The organism is Rhizobium sp. LjRoot254 (assembly GCF_964254105.1).
Classification (GTDB): domain Bacteria; phylum Pseudomonadota; class Alphaproteobacteria; order Rhizobiales; family Rhizobiaceae; genus Rhizobium_E.
In genome coordinates this window covers 2,660,216-2,677,183 of sequence record NZ_CAXUSM020000001.1, presented here as the reverse complement: position 1 = coordinate 2,677,183, position 16,968 = coordinate 2,660,216, and the positions used below count along the sequence as shown (strand labels likewise).

16 protein-coding genes are annotated in these 16,968 nt (G+C 59.9%); 9 read left to right on the top strand and 7 right to left on the bottom strand.

Going from position 1 to position 16,968, the window contains the following annotated elements; translation table 11 throughout:
* The first annotated feature begins 29 nt into the window (after positions 1-29).
* Positions 30-941 carry a branched-chain amino acid ABC transporter permease gene (locus ACSQ26_RS13160; protein ID WP_436015256.1) on the top strand — a complete coding sequence of 304 codons (912 nt, stop codon included), beginning with the start codon at positions 30-32 and terminating at the stop codon, positions 939-941.
* On the opposite strand, the gene ACSQ26_RS13155 is transcribed toward ACSQ26_RS13160, so the two are convergent.
* From ACSQ26_RS13155 to pgsA, 3 genes are read right to left on the bottom strand one after another with little or no spacing between them, the layout of a single operon-like run.
* Positions 938-1,411 carry a molybdenum cofactor biosynthesis protein MoaE gene (locus tag ACSQ26_RS13155; protein WP_436009426.1) on the bottom strand — a complete coding sequence of 158 codons (474 nt, stop codon included), beginning with the start codon at positions 1,409-1,411 and terminating at the stop codon, positions 938-940. The genes ACSQ26_RS13160 and ACSQ26_RS13155 overlap by 4 nt on opposite strands.
* Before the next feature lies 1 nt (position 1,412).
* Positions 1,413-1,670 carry a molybdopterin converting factor subunit 1 gene (gene moaD / locus ACSQ26_RS13150; protein WP_436009424.1) on the bottom strand — a complete coding sequence of 86 codons (258 nt, stop codon included), beginning with the start codon at positions 1,668-1,670 and terminating at the stop codon, positions 1,413-1,415.
* Complete coding sequence (gene pgsA / locus ACSQ26_RS13145; protein ID WP_436009422.1) at positions 1,667-2,260, bottom strand: CDP-diacylglycerol--glycerol-3-phosphate 3-phosphatidyltransferase; 594 nt, start codon at positions 2,258-2,260, stop codon at positions 1,667-1,669. The genes moaD and pgsA overlap by 4 nt, the downstream gene beginning before the upstream one ends.
* 279 nt (positions 2,261-2,539) lie before the next feature.
* Here pgsA and ACSQ26_RS13140 point away from each other — a divergent pair, with 279 nt between their 5' ends.
* Both ACSQ26_RS13140 and ACSQ26_RS13135 read left to right on the top strand, forming a co-directional pair.
* Positions 2,540-3,463 carry a hypothetical protein gene (locus tag ACSQ26_RS13140; RefSeq protein ID WP_436009420.1) on the top strand — a complete coding sequence of 308 codons (924 nt, stop codon included), beginning with the start codon at positions 2,540-2,542 and terminating at the stop codon, positions 3,461-3,463.
* 130 nt (positions 3,464-3,593) lie between these two features.
* Positions 3,594-4,250 (top strand): outer membrane protein, encoded by a 657-nt coding sequence (locus tag ACSQ26_RS13135; RefSeq protein WP_436009418.1) that lies wholly within the window; start codon positions 3,594-3,596, stop codon positions 4,248-4,250.
* Positions 4,251-4,295: 45 nt separating this feature from the next.
* On the opposite strand, the gene ACSQ26_RS13130 is transcribed toward ACSQ26_RS13135, so the two are convergent.
* Positions 4,296-5,081 (bottom strand): hypothetical protein, encoded by a 786-nt coding sequence (locus tag ACSQ26_RS13130; protein WP_436009416.1) that lies wholly within the window; start codon positions 5,079-5,081, stop codon positions 4,296-4,298.
* A 163-nt stretch (positions 5,082-5,244) separates the two neighbouring features.
* On the opposite strand from ACSQ26_RS13130, the gene ACSQ26_RS13125 reads away from it, so the two are divergent.
* Positions 5,245-5,460 carry a hypothetical protein gene (locus ACSQ26_RS13125; protein WP_436009414.1) on the top strand — a complete coding sequence of 72 codons (216 nt, stop codon included), beginning with the start codon at positions 5,245-5,247 and terminating at the stop codon, positions 5,458-5,460.
* A 6-nt stretch (positions 5,461-5,466) separates the two neighbouring features.
* Here ACSQ26_RS13125 and ACSQ26_RS13120 read toward each other — a convergent pair whose 3' ends face one another.
* The gene (locus tag ACSQ26_RS13120; protein WP_436009412.1) at positions 5,467-6,573 is read right to left on the bottom strand and encodes a site-2 protease family protein; all 1,107 of its coding nucleotides are present in this window, start codon (positions 6,571-6,573) and stop codon (positions 5,467-5,469) included.
* Positions 6,574-6,797: 224 nt separating this feature from the next.
* Positions 6,798-7,931, bottom strand: coding sequence for an acyl-CoA dehydrogenase family protein (locus tag ACSQ26_RS13115; protein ID WP_436015254.1), 1,134 nt, complete (start codon positions 7,929-7,931; stop codon positions 6,798-6,800).
* A gap of 226 nt (positions 7,932-8,157) precedes the next feature.
* On the opposite strand from ACSQ26_RS13115, the gene ACSQ26_RS13110 reads away from it, so the two are divergent.
* The 3 genes from ACSQ26_RS13110 to ACSQ26_RS13100 all read left to right on the top strand — a co-directional run bounded on the left by ACSQ26_RS13110 (position 8,158) and on the right by ACSQ26_RS13100 (position 14,720).
* Entirely contained in the window at positions 8,158-8,850 is a 693-nt protein-coding gene (locus tag ACSQ26_RS13110; protein WP_436009410.1) for a winged helix-turn-helix transcriptional regulator, read from the top strand.
* A gap of 342 nt (positions 8,851-9,192) precedes the next feature.
* Positions 9,193-12,678 carry a DNA polymerase III subunit alpha gene (gene dnaE / locus ACSQ26_RS13105; RefSeq protein WP_436009408.1) on the top strand — a complete coding sequence of 1,162 codons (3,486 nt, stop codon included), beginning with the start codon at positions 9,193-9,195 and terminating at the stop codon, positions 12,676-12,678.
* Positions 12,679-12,776: 98 nt separating this feature from the next.
* Complete coding sequence (locus ACSQ26_RS13100) at positions 12,777-14,720, top strand: calcium-binding protein (protein ID WP_436009406.1); 1,944 nt, start codon at positions 12,777-12,779, stop codon at positions 14,718-14,720.
* Positions 14,721-14,886: 166 nt separating this feature from the next.
* Here ACSQ26_RS13100 and ACSQ26_RS13095 read toward each other — a convergent pair whose 3' ends face one another.
* Positions 14,887-15,561, bottom strand: coding sequence for a TetR family transcriptional regulator (locus ACSQ26_RS13095; protein WP_436009404.1), 675 nt, complete (start codon positions 15,559-15,561; stop codon positions 14,887-14,889).
* 73 nt (positions 15,562-15,634) lie between these two features.
* On the opposite strand from ACSQ26_RS13095, the gene ACSQ26_RS13090 reads away from it, so the two are divergent.
* Positions 15,635-16,483, top strand: a complete 849-nt coding sequence (locus tag ACSQ26_RS13090) for an NmrA family transcriptional regulator (protein ID WP_436009402.1) — start codon at positions 15,635-15,637, stop codon at positions 16,481-16,483.
* Positions 16,476-16,952: a DUF1772 domain-containing protein gene (locus ACSQ26_RS13085; RefSeq protein ID WP_436009400.1), complete on the top strand. Its 477-nt coding sequence runs from the start codon at positions 16,476-16,478 to the stop codon at positions 16,950-16,952. The genes ACSQ26_RS13090 and ACSQ26_RS13085 overlap by 8 nt, the downstream gene beginning before the upstream one ends.
* The last annotated feature ends 16 nt before the right edge of the window (positions 16,953-16,968 follow it).

The window sequence follows — 16,968 nt, the reverse complement described above, 5'->3', positions numbered from 1 at the left end:
AAAACTATTTTGCCAGTTATAATTTCGTCATGCTCAGCGACACCCAACTCGCCTATTTCCTCCAGCAGAGTCTCAATGCCGCACCGGTCGCGGCGCTCTATGCCATGCTGGCTTTCGGCTATTCGCTAAGTTTCGCGCTGACCAAACGCGCGGATTTCACACCAGGCGCGCTCTTCGCCTTCGCAGGCCAGGTCTTCGTCTATTTCACCGCTTTCGGCTACGACCGGCTGTGGCTGATCTATCCTGCGGCGCTCGCGATCGGCGCCACGGCATCGATCACCTATACGCTGCTTGCTGCGGCCATTGTCGGGGACAAGGTGATCCGGCCGCTTGCGCGCATATCGCCCAATTCGGTCATCACCGCCTCGCTCGCCATCATGATCGTGCTGATGGAATTGGTTCGGATCGCAGCAAGTGCCAAGGATCTCTGGCTGTCGCCCTTTCTCAATGAGCGTATCACCTTCTGGGCTCATCCCGGCTATCCCGTCGTGCTTACCGCGATCCAGGTCATCAATGTCGTGTCGATGACCGCGATCGTGCTGCTCGGCGCCGCCGTGCTCGCCTATAGCAAGCAAGGCCGCAGCTGGCGCGCGGTGTCGGATGATGCCTTTGCCGCGACCCTCCTGGGGGTCGATGCGGGCAGGGTTCTCGTCGCGGCGGCACTGATCACGGCAGGAATTTCCGCCGTCGCCGGCGTGCTCGCCACGGCCTATTACGGATCGATGGATTTCGGTGCCGGCCTGATGTTCGGGCTCAAAGTGGTGATGATCGCCGCCATAGGCGACCAGTCGTCACCGGCAAAATGCGCGCTTGGCGCGGCACTCTACGGTCTCGCCGAGACGATGTGGGGCGCTTACATGCCCTATGTCTGGCGCGATCTTGCGATGTTCTCGGGCCTTGTGATCCTCGCAGTCGTGGCAAGGCAGGAGCGGCGGGTTTAATCCTTGTCGCGCCACCGCTCGAACGCGCTGGTATCCCCATCCCTGGCACTCACCCAGCCGCCCTCGCTGCCATCGACAAAATGCTCCTTCTTCCAGAAGGGTGCAGAGGTCTTGAGGTAGTCCATCACGAAATTGGCGGCGTCGAAGGCGGCTTGCCGATGGCTCGAAGCCGCCAGCACGAGCACGATATTGCCGCCCGGCGCGATTTTGCCGAAACGGTGGATGGCGGTCAGGCCCGTCACCGGCCAGCGGTCGATGGCGATCTCGCAGATACGGCGGATCTCGCGTTCGGCCATCCCCGGATAATGTTCGAGTTCGAGAGCAGCAAGCCTGCCGCCCTCGTCGCGGCACAATCCGGTGAAGCTGACGACCGCGCCGATATCGCGTCGGCCTGAAGAGAGCAGCGCGCTTTCGCGAGCCAGGTCGAAATCCTCGGCCTGTACCCGGATGACCGGCTCGACCCTCGCCATCTCAGCCGCCCGTCATCGGCGGGAAGATGCCGATCTCGCGCACCCCGGCGATCTTGTCGGTATGGTGGGCATGTTCCTGGTCGAGCGCCACGCGGATCACCCGGTCGTGCTCGAGCGCGATCTCGTATTCCTCGCCGAGCGTCTTGAGATGGTTGAGCAGGTCGCCGACGGTGATCACATCGGGCGGCAGGTCGATTTCCTCGTGGCCCTTGCCGATCCGTTCGCGCACCCAGGCGAAATAAACGAGCGACGCCTTCATTCCTCATCCACCACATGCTTGAGGCCGGCGCGGAAATAGTCGTAGCCGGTATAGACAGTCAGAAGCGCTGCGACCCAGAGCAGAGTGATGCCGATCTCGATCGTGAAAGGCAGCACTTTTTCGCCCGCAGGGCCGGCCAGCAGAAAGCCGATCGCAAGCATCTGTGCTGTTGTTTTCCACTTTGCGATGCGCGTGACCGGCACCGAGACCTTGAGGTCGGCGAGATATTCACGCAATCCCGCCACCAGGATTTCGCGGCTCAGGATGATGATGGCGGCCCACAGCGACCAGCCGGCAATAGTGCGCTCGGTGTCGGCGGCGAGCAGCAGCAGGCAGACGGAGATCAGCAGCTTGTCGGCGATCGGGTCGAGCATCTTGCCGATATTCGACGTCTGGTTCCAGATGCGTGCAAGATAGCCGTCGAGATAATCGGTGATCGATGCGACCGCGAAAAGACCGAGCGCGGTCCAGCGGGCGAAATCCGTACTTTGCAGCCGGCCCTCGACGAAGAAGCACAGGACGATCAGCGGAACCGCCAGGATGCGGCCATAGGTCAGCATATTCGGAATATTCAATGCGCGTTTCGCCATGATCACCGCTTCAGACTCGTGGGATGCAGCCAAGAAGAAGGCTTTGCTGCCAAAAGGTCAAGCCGGTGCGCCCGCTAAACCCCTTGGATGTCAATGCTTTCGTCCCCCGCTGTGTCGGAAAATAGGCAGCTACGGATCGCCATTCAAATTTATTCGGACGAAAATGAAAAAAATTCGGGGATTGTTCCCGGCGTAACATCGTGTGCCCCGGGTCGCAGGCATTTTAGGCTCAAGAAGAGGGCCTGAAAAACCTTCGACACCACAAAGGGTTAGACGACAATGTTGATGAATCGCGCCGATATCAGCGGCCACGAAAACCTGTTGCCGCAAATCAGGCAATACGTCGAAATGAGCGTGGAATTCCACGGCAGGCACCGCCGGTTCCTGCGCTTCGTGGATACGCGCCGGAAGTGGCTGCTGCTGCACCTGATCGCCGACACCTGCGGCCATGCCGACAACGCCGGCGGCATGCATGGTGCCGCGGCCAACTGGATCTGCGACCGTGCCTCCGAGCTGTGCATAGCGAGCCGCAACACCTCGCTCGCCTTCTTCAACCAGCTGGTCGCCTATGGCTATCTCACCAAAAAGGAATGCCGAGGCGACCGGCGCATCCGCCTCATCTCGCTTTCCCCGGGCGCCGAGGCCGTGATGCTGGATTGGACGCGGCTGGTGGTCGAAAGCGCTACCGGAGAGGACACCGGCTCGCTCGGCGAGGATTGCCTGCGCCGCATGTATCTCGACATCGCGGCAAGCCTGCTCGCCGACGGCAAATGGATGAAGCCACCAATCGATGTCAGCCTCACCCAGGATATGCGCGGCGGCTGGCTGGTCATGAGCGATATCCTGCGCCACCTGCCGGTCGAAGCCACCGGCGAGGCCTGGGTTCCGGCCCGGGACCTGAATATTCCTGATATGAGCCGGCATTTCGGCCTGTCGCGCAGCACACTCTACCGGCTGGTGCGCCTCTCGGTCGAGGCGGGAACCATGGCATGGGACGAGAAGGGCGCGATCTCCACACTGTCGATCAACCTCTACCACCTTCGCCAGTTCTGCCGCTGGCTCGGCCGCCTGCACGACGCGGCGGCGGATGCCCATGCCAGGCTCGCAGCCGGCACCGACGCCGAGCCGTCGGGCTTCGATATCCCCGCTCTGGGTGACATCGGCTATCCCGCATGCAAGTCGGACGCCGTCTCCTGCCGGTGAACAATCATCGATGATATTTCGTGGCCGGACGCGGCCGGAATTAGAACTCTCTCAACAGGTTACGACTATCTTCGAGCAAGGTCCGGAATCCCGGCCGGTTGCCGCAGAATCGCGCGGCTGGAGAAGGTCGATGAAACTGCCGGCACTGGCATTCGGATTGCTCGCCTCGCTCACGGCGGGACCATCGCTTGCCGACGAGTATTTGGCCTCCGACCGGTTCTTCATCATTCCCAACGTCTCGACGCTTGGCGCCGGTATCGAGGCAGGCTACCGCTGGAACGACAACTGGCAGGTCCGCGCCGGCATATCAGGATTTTCGACCTCCTATGTCTATCACGACCGCAAATCCGATCTGCCCTCGACACTGACCCTGCTCAACGGCGGCGTCACCGTGGATTACTTCCCCTTCGCCGGCGATTTCTATGTGTCGGGCGGCGTGCGCCTTTCGGCCAACAAGATCGAGGGCAAGGTCAAGAACATGGAAGCGAAGATGGGCGGCAGCAAAGTCACCGTCGATGATCCCCTGACCGACTTCACCGTTCGCCAGAATGTGATCCAGCCCTATATCGGCGCCGGATATTCCGTGCCGATCAACGAGCGGGTCTCGCTCAATTTCGACCTCGGCGCGCTCTATGCCGGCACGCCTTCGCTCAGCTACAATTCCCGCGCCACCGAACTCGGCTTCACCCGCGACCAGATTCGCGACCAGGCGGAGCGCGCCAGAAACCGGATTGCGCCGTTCAAGGTGTATCCGGTGGTGCAGGTGGGGCTGAAAATACAGTTTTGAGCTGAGCATCTTTCTGGAGGGCAGGAGTTAAGACATCGAGGCGCGTCAGAACTTCAACTCGTAAGTCTGAGCGTCTGGGTGAATAATTCGAATTCCTTCATACCAGGGGCTCTCGACGATTTTGCTATTAAATTCAACGTCGCCATTCTCTATTGCATTGAGAACTTGGGTGGAAACCGAGTCTGCCACCGAAAGAACTCTATTTGTAATTGCCTCCATACCAGCATCTGCGCTCGCATAAATGAGGCGGACATTTGGTGGCAGAAATCTTTGCTCAAAAAAGGGTTTCACTCGATCATTATATTGAGGCAAGTTGCCAAGATCAGAGTCAACGACGACTCCGACCTTCATGGAAGGAGAGAGAAAGTCCCGCTCTTCAAGTGATTCCAATGCCGCTTGCCAACCAAAATTCTCAGCCGCTTCCACCTTTAGATCACGGAACTCCCAGCAAAAAGGGACATCAAGTTTCCAGTATCTACTGGCACCCGGCGGTGGCGGCGCTTCTGTAAATGTAACGATCCCTGTTACGGATATTTTGTGGCCATTTATTATGCGCGTGTTGGTGTCTACGGCGCAAAGGAAGTCATAGTGCTTCGCTATTGCATCTGAGGGATCAAACGCAGCTCCGCCAAAAGATTGCGGTATTCGCGACAGTATTTTCGGCCCCTTCTTTCGATCATAAGTAATCTCAGAATAGACGTTCTGCATCGCTTTATTAAATTTGATTTCCCCCGTCTGACTGTTGATCGAGATTGAAAGCTCACTCTCTGCGCCAACGGTTGTAGCGTAAATATGCTCGTTGCGTGTTTTGCGGCTCGGACGCTTTTTCATCCTATCCTCGTTCGTTAGATCGGGTAGTAGCAAATGCTTACAACTTTGCGCACAACCTGCATACGCTTCCTTGTATTTGAAAATGTGGAAACCGGGTATCGTCGCCCGCGCCTCAACACTTTCTTAACCACTCAGCAGTTGCCCAATTGACTCATAAACAAAAATGGAACAAATAAGAAACATAAACGAGCGGGTCTCGCTCAGTTTCGACCTCGGCGCGCTCTATGCCGGCACGCCCTCGCTCAGCTACAATTCCCGCGCCACCGAACTCGGCTTCACCCGCGACCAGATTCGCGACCAGGCGGAGCGTGCGAGAAACCGGATCGCGCCGTTCAAGGTGCTGCCCGTGGTGCAGGTGGGGCTGAAGGTGGCATTCTGACCGGTTTCATGCTGCAACCTGCTCGGAAACGGCTTTGCCGGGTGGTACGACTTCGCCTATTTCCATACCGATGCTGCTGATGATGCGCGAGACCGGCCATTCTTTCCATTCCGTGGCCTTGTAGCGCGACAGCGCCACTTTGAATAAATCCGACGCCCGATCCTTGCTGCCCTGGCGGAAATGGATCAGCGCGCGGTAGGCGTTGACGATGCAGTCGTTGACATCCTGCCCGTTCTCGGCATCCGCAAGCATCGCCAACGCTTCGTCATGTCGGCCAAGCTCGGCGAGTACCGAGCCTCGAGAGCCGCGAAGCGTCGCGGATGTGGGGTTGAGTTCGAGCGCGCGCTTCGACCAGCGATCCATTTCGTTGCGATAGCGAGAGAAATCGCGGCAGAGCAGGTCGGTAATGAGGGCGTCCAGCACCATCATTTCCTCCGCAGGATGGGTGTCGCCACTAGACAGCGCTTGGTCCAGGCCGAGAATTGTTGCGTCACTGAGGATGCCATCAGATTGTGATCTGGAGGCGAGATGAAAGGCCAGGCGGTCCGACTGCGCGGTCAACGTAGGCGGAATTGAGCCTGATGACGCATACGGCATGATCGTTGCGAGATATCCGGCCCTATATGCCGCCCCATAAGGTTCCTTGCTCGTCAACAGGCGCAGGAATGACAAGCCGTCACTTGCCATCCGCCGACCGTAGATCTGCACTTCTCTTGGCCAAAGACAGAGAAAGATAATCACAAGCTGACTCAGAAGAGCGGGGACTAAGATGGCATTTGTAAGCTCCGACGGTTCGATCCGATCCGAGATGACGATAAATGCAATCAGGAACAGGATGCTCGCGGCGGGACCACCTGCGGTAAAAATGATCATCTGGTAGCGCCGTCCCGTAATGGGGGGAAATGCACGCACGATGCCCGCGAGCGGCAGCAGATTGATCTCGATGTTTATGCCGGACAGGCGAAAGCGAAAAATGCGCGGACCGGAGCCGACCTTTATCTCGAATATGCGCAATCCGGCCAGATCGCCCGCAACGGCATGCCCGTATTCATGCACAAACAAGACCAGCCAGGATGTGAGCACATACGAGATCAGCACAATGAGGAGGGTCAATGCAGGCTCGCAAAGTTAACGGTTCGGGTTACTGATCAACACAGTTGCAGGTAACTCCTGCCATATCAAAGGGTCTACGTTCAAGGTGTATCCAGTCGTGCAGGTGGGGGTTGAAGGTGGCATTCTGAGGGAGGCGCCGAACACCGGCGCGCCTCTGACCCCGTTGAGACCAGAGACGCAGCTTTTCGACAGTTAAACCCGCTTTTCGTCTGTCTACCCGGCGGTCAGAATATTTCCGCCACCGGCTGGCCAAGCGCCATCGCACCCGTGTATCGCGCCTGGGGACCCTGCTGAAGCGGGTGAAAGCGCGCGCCTTGCACGTCGCGGAAGCGCCGCTCCAGCCCGTTAGCCCGATAGAAACCGGCCCCGCCGGCGAGTTCCATCGCCAGCTCCGTCGCCTCGATCGCATGTCGGGCGACCAGAGAGCGGCCGATCATCACTTCGTTGACGCTCTCGGCCGAGGGCGCATTGCGGGCGACGATATCGAGCATCCAGCGGTGCGCGAGTTGTGCGGCGCGGAGCGAGGTATCCATCCGGCCGGCGAGGCTTGTCGCGTGATCGCTGGCGGGCTTCTTCTTGGCAAGATCGATGGCAATGTCACGGGCGTTTTCGGCGATACCGAGATAGACCGCATAGATCAGCGGAAAGGCGACGGTCGCGATCACCTGGAACAGCGGATGCCATTCGCCCGCCTTTCGCGACAGCGCCACGTTGGCATCGGGAATGAAGAGGTTTTCGAACACAACGTCGTTGGACCCCGTGCCGCGCATGCCGAGCGTCCGCCAGGTGTTTTCGATTCTCACCTCGGGCGATTTCATCGGTGCGCCGAAATGGATAACGGACCGCGTGCCGTCCGCTGCCTCATGAACGGCGCCGGTCATCAGGATCGCGCCAGCTTCGGCGCCTGATGTGAACACCTTGCGGGCGTTGACACGGTAGCCGCCCTCGACCTTTTCCGCCTTGCCCGAGCCGCCGATCCAGTCCGAACCGCCGCTGGAGAGCAGGATCAGACGTTCGGCGGCGACGCGCTTGAGAAGCGGCTCGACGGCGGCGACCTTCTGGTGCCTCCAGCGCCATGCCGGGATGGCCACCTGATGCGTGTGCATCGAGAAGGCGAGCGCGGTGGAACCGCAGGCATGTGCGAGGATGCGCAGCATGTCGGCGAGTTCTGCGACCTCCGCCCCACGACCGCCGAGTTCGACGGGCACGGCCGCCTCGATCAGGCCCGACTCCTTGAGCATGGCGTAGTTCTCGGTGACGAAGCAATCGCTCTCGTCTGTCGTCGCGGCGCGATCCGCGATTGCGGGTGCCAGCGATGCCGCGATCTCGGCGACGCTTCTCCCAGGGGTGTCTGTCATATGAGGGGTGAGTGCAAATTCGGCTGCGGCTTGCATGTCGATATCCTTCAATTATGAAACTATGCCATCAATCTTGCGCGCACTTCCGGTCGGCTACCAGTTCAGGAACTGTACTGCCCCCCACGAGACGGTTGCCCGACGCCGTTGCGGACAGTGGCGTCACTCGCTTGGCTCTGGTGGAAATCTCGACTATCATGGGTTTTTCGACGGCCCTGAAAGGTCTCCAATGCAAGAGCGCGGTGGGTATGGGCAGTTCTGCCCGGTTTCGATGGCCTCGGAGATTCTATGTTCGCGCTGGACGACGCTTGTGGTGCGCGAATTGCTATGCGGCTCGACGCGTTTCAACGAACTTCGTCGTGGCGTCCCCAAAATGTCCCCGGCACTGCTTTCCAAGCGCCTCAAGGAACTCGAACAGGCGGGCGTGGTCACGACGTTGCGCAAGCCGGGCGGCGCTGTGGAGTATGGGTTGACGAACGCTGGAGAAGAGCTTCGCCCGCTCATCCTCGGCCTTGGAAACTGGGCGCAGCGATGGATGGAATCCAGGCTGTCGCTGAAGAATCTCGATCCTTCGCTGCTGATGTGGGACATGCGCCGCAACCTCGCTGCCGGACATCTGCCGCCCCGCCGCTGCACGATTCAGTTTCTGTATCCCGAACTCATTGCTTCGCAGAAGAGTTGGTGGCTGGTGGTCGAGAACGGAAGTGCCGATCTCTGCAATTTTGACCCCGGATACGATCTCGACCTGCTGGTCCGTGGATCGCTGCGGTCAATGACCGCCATCTGGATGGGTCTCACCACCATCCGGCGTGAGACCGATGCAGGCGAACTCGACATAGAGGGCGACCCCGCGATCGCCCGGAGCATGCCGGACTGGCTTGGCCTGAGCGGTTTCGCCACCGTGCAGCGAATGGTGCAGTAACCCAATTCAAGGTCAGCCAGGCGTTTGCCAGGCTAAAGTTCTCCGACCCCTGTGAATAGCGGGTGGTCCCTCGTCGCTCTCAACACTTTTTTAACCACCCAGCATTTGCCCAATTGACTCGCGAACAAAAATGGAACAAATAAGAAACATAAACGAACAGGAGGCGTAAATGACCGATTTTCTTCGAGACATGGCAGCGTTCACCTCAATCGTCATGTTTGTGACCAGCTGCGCTGTGTTGATGATCACTTTCTAGTGGGTAAGGACAGGGTCCCTTAAACAGGACTCGCGCCACGGGCACCGTGCCGATACTATTCCGGCATCGCGAAACGGTGGCATGGCATGGCAGGTGATTCTCATTCAGGGACGGAACAGGCGCTCAGTGAGAGCCCGCAATTCGTCCATCTGAGGGTCCACTCCGCCTACTCGCTTCTCGAGGGCGCGCTGCCGGTCAAGAAGATCATCGCCAAGGCGCTCGACGACAATCAGCCCGCCATCGGGCTGACCGATACGAACAATCTCTTCGCCGCACTCGAATTTTCCAAGACCGCCTCGGGCGACGGGCTGCAGCCGCTGATCGGCTGCCAGCTCTCGATCGACATGGAAGACGAGTTCGGCGACGACAGGAACGGCCGCCAGCAGCAACTGCGCAAGCTGCCGGCAATCGTGATGATCGCCGCCACGGCCGAGGGCTATCACACGCTGTCCGGTCTCGTCAGCCGCGCCTATATGCAGGGCGAGGGGCCGGGCACTATCCATATCAAGCGATCCTGGCTCGGCGATTCCGTTCCCGGCGTGATCGCGCTGACCGGTGCGCGTGGCGGCCCGGTGGATGTTGCGATCGCCGAGGGACAGAAGGAAGTCGCCGAAGCCCGGCTGCAAACCCTCGCGTCACTCTTCGGTGACCGGCTCTATGTCGAGCTGCAACGGCATGGAAATTACGACCGTGGGCATGAAGCCGCGATGCTCAATCTCGCCTACCGTTTCGAACTGCCAATCGTCGCGACCAACGAGCCGTTCTTCCCGACGCTGGATTATTTCGAGGCCCATGATGCGCTGATGGCCGTGGCCCACAATGCCATGGTCTCCGACGACAACCGTTTCCGCCTGACGCCCGACCACTATTTCAAGTCGCGCGCCGAGATGGCGAAACTCTTCGCCGACCTGCCGGAGGCGATCGACAACACGGTCGAGATCGCGCGCCGCTGTTCCTTCATCCTCAAGACCGTGGCGCCGATCCTGCCGCGCTTCACCAGTGAGGCCGCCGCCGAAGGCACCGATCCGGAATCCGAGGAATTGAAGCGCCAGTCCTGGGAAGGGCTGGACATGCGGCTCAAGACCATCGGTCTGGCACCCGGCTATACCGAGGAGGATTATCGCGAGCGTCTGGAATTCGAGCTCGGTGTCATCGAGGGCATGAAGTTCCCCGGCTACTTCCTGATCGTCGCCGACTTCATCAAATGGGCCAAGGCGCACGATATCCCGGTCGGGCCGGGCCGTGGCTCGGGCGCTGGGTCGCTGGTCGCCTATGCGCTGACCGTCACCGACATCGATCCCTTACGCTTCTCGCTGCTCTTCGAACGCTTCCTCAATCCCGAACGCGTCTCGATGCCCGACTTCGACATCGACTTCTGCCAGGATCGGCGCGAAGAGGTGATCCGCTATGTCCAGGCCAAATACGGCCGCGAACAGGTGGCGCAGATCATCACCTTCGGTTCGCTGCAGGCCCGCGCGGCACTGCGCGACGTCGGCCGCGTGCTCGAAATGCCCTATGGCCAGGTCGACCGGATCTGCAAGCTGGTGCCGAACAACCCGGCCAACCCGACGCCGCTCTCCAAGGCGATCGAGGAGGAGCCGCGCCTGAAGGAAGAGGCCGAGCGCGAGCCGGTCATCGCCCGCCTGCTCGATATCGCCCAGAAGATCGAGGGCCTCTATCGCCATGCCTCGACGCATGCCGCCGGCATCGTCATCGGCGACCGGCCGCTTGCCGAGCTCGTGCCACTCTACCGCGATCCGCGCTCGGACATGCCCGTCACCCAGTTCAACATGAAATGGGTGGAGCAGGCGGGTCTGGTAAAGTTCGACTTCCTCGGCCTCAAGACGCTGACGGTGCTCAAGACCGCCGTCGACCTGATCGCCCGAAAGGGCATCCACATAGACCTCGCGTTGCTGCCGCTCGACGACCCCAAGAGCTACGAGATGATGTCGCGCGGCGAGACGGTCGGCATCTTCCAGATTGAAAGTGCCGGCATGCGCAAGGCGCTGCTCGGCATGAAGCCCGACTGCATCGAGGATATCATCGCGCTGGTGGCGCTTTACCGTCCGGGCCCGATGGAGAACATCCCGGTCTACAACGCCCGCAAGCACGGCGACGAGGAGATCGAATCCATCCATCCGATGATCGATCATCTGCTGAAAGAAACCCAGGGCGTCATCGTCTACCAGGAGCAGGTGATGCAGATCGCCCAGGTGCTCTCTGGCTATTCGCTCGGCGAAGCCGACATGCTGCGCCGCGCCATGGGCAAGAAGATCAAGGCGGAGATGGACCAGCAGCGCTCGCGTTTCGTACAGGGCGCGATGGCCAACAAGGTGTCGAAGCCCCAGGCCGACAATATCTTTGATCTTCTGGCCAAGTTCGCCAACTACGGCTTCAACAAATCCCACGCTGCGGCCTATGCCGTGGTCTCGTTCCAGACCGCCTATATGAAGGCGCATCATCCGGTCGAGTTCCTCGCCGCCTCGATGACGCTCGACATGGGCAATGCCGAGAAGGTCAACGACTTCCGCCAGGATGCGCTACGCCTCGGCATCAAGGTCGTCGCACCCTCGGTACAGACCTCATTCCGACCGTTTGAGGTCGGCGAGAACTGCATCTATTTCTCGCTCGCCGCGATCAAGGGCGTCGGCGAGGCGGTGGTCGAGCACATCGTCGAAGCGCGCGGGACCACGCCCTTCGCCAGCCTCGAGGATTTCTGCCTGCGCACCGATCCGAAATTCGTCAACCGCCGCGTCTGGGAAAGCCTGATCTTCGCCGGCGCCTTCGATTGCTTCGGCGTCGATCGCGCGCTTCTGAGTGGCGGCATCGATCGCCTTATGGCCTTTGCCCAGCGGGCAGTGTCCGACAAGGTCAGCGGGCAGGGCGACATTTTCGGCTCGATGAGTTCAGGCCCGGAAAAGATCATCTTCCAGCCCGTCGCGCCATGGCTGCCATCGGAAAAGCTGCTCAAGGAATTCCAGGTCCTCGGCTTCTACCTCACCGCCCATCCGCTCGATACCTATGGCAGTCTCCTGGAGAAGATGCGGGTCCAGACCTTCGCCAATTTCTCCAATGCCGTCAAACAAGGCAAGGCGCCGGGCCGGCTCGCGGGCACGGTGACCTCGAAGCAAGAGCGCAAGACGCGCACCGGCAACAAGATGGGCATCGTCACCTTCTCGGATTCCTCGGGCCAGTTCGAGGCCGTGATGTTCTCGGAAGCCTTGGCGCAATACCGCGACGTGCTGGAAACCGGCAAGAGCTTCGTCATCGGCGTCGAAGCCGAGGAGCGGCCCGAAGGCATCAGCCTCAGGATCAATTCGCTGCAATCGCTCGAGGAAAAATCGGTGCAGATGCAAAAGGCGATGCGCGTGTTCCTGCGCGATGCCGGCCCACTCCGCAGCGTCACCACCCATCTCGGCGCACGCGGCGAGGGACTCGTCTCCTTCATCCTGATCAAGGAGGACGGCCGCAAGGAGATCGAGGTCGAGCTACCGGAGAAATACCGCATCTCGCCGGAGATCGCAGCGGCCCTCAGGGCGAGCCCCGGTGTCGTGGATGTCGAACTGGTCTAGCCGGTTCCGAGTTGTGTTGTTACTCAAAGTAGAGTACGGCGGGAATCGGCAATCAATGGGTACGCCACCAGACGAACGGCGGCGAATGGAGTCGGGTTTTGAGTTCGGCATTTGATTATCGGGAAAAGCAGGTCTTCAGGGATGTTGATTTTCACCTGGAGAGAAGTTTCACTGTCGCACTGGATGATGGCGGATGGTTGATCTTCGGCCAACATCCGGCCTTCCTGTCACCCCAGGAGGATGATGGACTTTATTGGGCCCGGTTCGATGCCGATGGCCAGCGCATTGACAAGCTTTACAAAACTGAATTCGTTCAAACGTTGATGAATCCGCCTACGGTCATCACCACGGTGGCCGAGGGATGGCTCTTTACCTATCAGAACTATGAGGCATCGCGATACAAGACCTATTATCAACTTATCGGCCATAATGGCGAGTTGATCGGCGACCACGTAGCGCTGACCGATCTCCCTGATGAGCACCAACCGACCGGCGCCACCATCCTGTCGAATGGCGATCGGCTGGTGACGGGCATGACGGGCCACGCTTTCAGCCTGAACCGGGAACAATATTTCCAGCGGCTCGATGAGGAGGGGAACAAGCGCGGTGGTCTGAACCAGATTGCCAGCAGTCTGGATCTGGCCTTTAGCGAACAAAGCGACGGCAGCGTCAATGTCGTCTATGTCTCCAAGAGCGACGGCGTCGAAGAACCCGTACTGATGGTTAGCCGCTTCGCTGCGGATGGAAGCCAGGTAGGAATGGCCGCAGCGATTGGCACCGTGCCGGCGCAAGAACTGGTTCGTGGAGAGATTTTCATCCTCGACGACGGCTCCTATCTCATCTCCGCCGTCTCGCAGGACGATTGGAACGGATATGTCCTGCAAATTCGCATGGACGCGGAAGGGCATCTGATTGGGGATGTCGAGATCGTGCAGCAATCCCCGGACCCGCTTTGGATCGTCGATCGGGAAACCACGCTGCTGCCGGATGGCGGCTGGGTCACCGTCTGGTCCGAACGGAACAGCAATTACGGCTTTGGCGACCTCTACATGCGCCGCTACGACGAGGACGGCAACGCCGTCGCGGATGCGGAACGCGTCGATACCGCCTGGCGCGGCAACAAGAGCAGCATCGACGTCGTGGTGCTCGAAGATGGCGGATGGCTGGTCAGTTGGCGCTACACCCGCTCGGATATCAACATGGATGCCACCTTCTTCCAGCGATATTCCGCCGACGGTGAACGCATTGAAAACAACAATGCGCCGGAGGGGACGAACTTCCAGATCGATGTCGGTCGTGGTGCAAGCTACACGTTCGACGATAGCGATTTCGTCTTTAACGACCTGGAGCAAGACGAGCTCAAGTCGGTTACGATTTCAGCCATGTCGCCGGAGGCGCGCCTGTTCCTGATGGGGGATCGCGTCTCTGCCGGCGACGTGATTGAAGTCGACGAGCTCGACCAGTTGAATTGGCTGGCCGGTGGCAAGAGCGGATGGTTCGATTATCTGGTCACTGATGACGGCGCCATCGGCGCGACCGACAACAACGCGGATGCCGAGGCAAATCGCGTTACCATCAATATCCTGCCTTCCGTGATCGGCACACAGAGGAACGACGATCTCCTGGACAACAACAGGGGCCGGACTTTCATGACGGGCCTCGCGGGTAATGATACTCTAAACGGCGGTGCCGGAAATGATAGTTTGTTTGGGGGGGCAGGCCGGGATCGCCTGTTCGGCGGAGATGGTGGCGATCTGCTTGTCGGCGGAAAGGGCAGAGATGTGCTCACTGGTGGAGGTGGAGCAGATGTCTTCCGCTTTCATGATGGAACGGCGCAGGACACGATAAGGAATTTCGGCCGCAACGATACTATCGATCTCCGGGATTTCCACGATTTCACAAGCTTCGCCCATCTGGAATCGCGCATCCGCTATGGATTCCGTGACGCGATGATCAAGCTCGACAACGATGACTGGTTGCTCGTGGAAGGCCCCGCTTCGGACTCCCTGAGTGACAAATACTTCCTCTTCTACACTGAGTAAGCGAAGAGTTCAGCGGAGCGACGCGACCGTGTAGACGCAGAGGGACGAGCCCGGCCCGTGCACTCAACGCCGTTCGATCACCCCTCCGTCTTCGACACCGGCTTGGTGATCGGTGATGATTTCAGTGGCCTTGCCGGCCTCGCTTTCGGCGCGATGTCGGCAATCGTCAGCATTCTGCCTGCATCGACAGCAGTTCCCGCATGGTCATCCGCTTGAACGCTTCGACCATGGCATCGCCCTCGACCCGATCGAGCGAGATCGCCAGCCGCATCGTGCTTTCCCCAAGCTGCCAGATCAGCAGCGCAGAGGCCTCGACTTCGGCCCTGTCGATATCGCCGAATGCCCGCTTCATCGCGTCCGCCAGCATGGTGGCACAGAGCCGGCTCTCCTGGAGGTCCAACGCCATCAACTGCTTGTCCGCCTGCATGCCCGACCAGACATCGCGCATCACCGGCTCGGACAGGAACAGCGCGTAATATTGGTCGATGAGGTCGAGATAGGCCGATTTGAGGCCCTCGACATCATGCACCGTGTCGAGTGCATTGCTGATGCAGACCCGGCTCTCGAGGTTGTAGCGCTCGGCCAGGCTGCGGATGATCGCGCTCTTGTCAGGGAAATACTGATAGAGCGAACCGATTGAAATCCCTACCCGTTCGGCGAGTTCTCCCATCTTCAACCGGTCGCTGCCGGTCCTGGCAATCAGGTCCGACGCGGACGACAGGATCTTGTCCAGCCGTTCGCGGGCGCGCTGTTGCATCGGCTGCTTGCGGGCCATGGATGCCGGGCGGGCGACCGCCGTGCGATCCGCTTCGACCACTTCATTTTTCTCGATCTGGGCCATTGACATTCCAAAAGTGAGGATTTATCGCTTTTACATATGTGAGGATTACTCACGTTAACAGATGGAGATTGAAATGACAATGCCTGGTAATTCCAACGGCGACGTTCTGGTTCTCGGCGGCAATGGCAAGACTGGCAGCCGCATTGTGGAGCGGCTCCGCAACCTCGGCGCGCCCGTTCGCATCGGCTCGCGCAAAGCGCCCATCCCCTTCGATTGGGAAAATGCAGCGACCTGGAAGCCGGCGCTCGATGGCGTCTCGACCGTCTATGTCGCCTTCCAGCCGGATATCGCCATGCCCGGTGCACTCGAAGTCGTGAGCAGTTTCTTCGACACCGCGATGGTCTGCGGTGCGAAGAAGATCATCCTGCTTTCGGGCCGGGGTGAGGTGGAGGCCGAGGAGGCGGAGCGCGCGCTGCAGGCCACCAAAGCGGATTGGACCATTCTCCGCTCCAGCTGGTTCGCGCAGAATTTCAACGAGAGCTGGCTCCTCGATCCCATCCTCGAGGGCGAGGTTTTCCTGCCCAGCGGGTTGGCGGCCGATCCGTTCGTCGATGCCGAGGATCTCGCCGATATGGCGGTCGCCGCAATCATGACATCGGATCATTCCCGCGTGCTTTACGACATCACCGGTCCCGGGGCGCTGACCTTCGAGGATGCGATCGGCAGGATCGCCCGGGCAACCGGCCGCGACATATCCTTCACGGCGATCCCGCCAGAAGCCTATCGCGAGGAGCTGGTACGGATGGAACTGCCGGCGGAATATGTCGATCTCATCATGTATCTCTTCACCACCGTGCTCGACGGCCGCAACACGCCGGTCACCGATGCGGTAGAACGGGCGCTCGGCCGCCCGGCCGGGAGCTTCGACGATTATGTTGCGCGGACAGCGGCAACCGGCATCTGGGGAGGCAACAATGTCTGATCGAATAATCCACGCGCTCACGATCACAAGTGTACTCGGCAGTGGCATCGTCGCCGGCGTCTTCTTCGCCTTCTCGTCCTTCGTCATGGCAGCACTCGCCCGCCTTCCCGCCAACCAGGGGATCGCGGCCATGCAGTCGATCAACATCACGGTGATCAATCCGCTGTTCATGCTGATCCTGTTCGGTACCGGCCTGCTGGGTGCGGCGCTCGCCGTCGGCGTCTATCTCGCATGGCCCCAGCCGCGCGGGCTGCTGCTTGTGGCGGGCGCTGTCATCTATATCGTCGGAGTCCTCGGTGTCACCATGGCGGGCAACGTGCCGCTCAACGATGCGCTCGCCGCCACCAATCCTCAGAGTGCGGAGTCCGCATCATGGTGGGCCGGCTATCTCAAGGATTGGACGACATGGAACCATGTCAGGACGATCGCCTCCGCGCTGTCGATGCTCCTGTTCTTGCTGGCACTGTGATGTGGGGTCGTGGTTA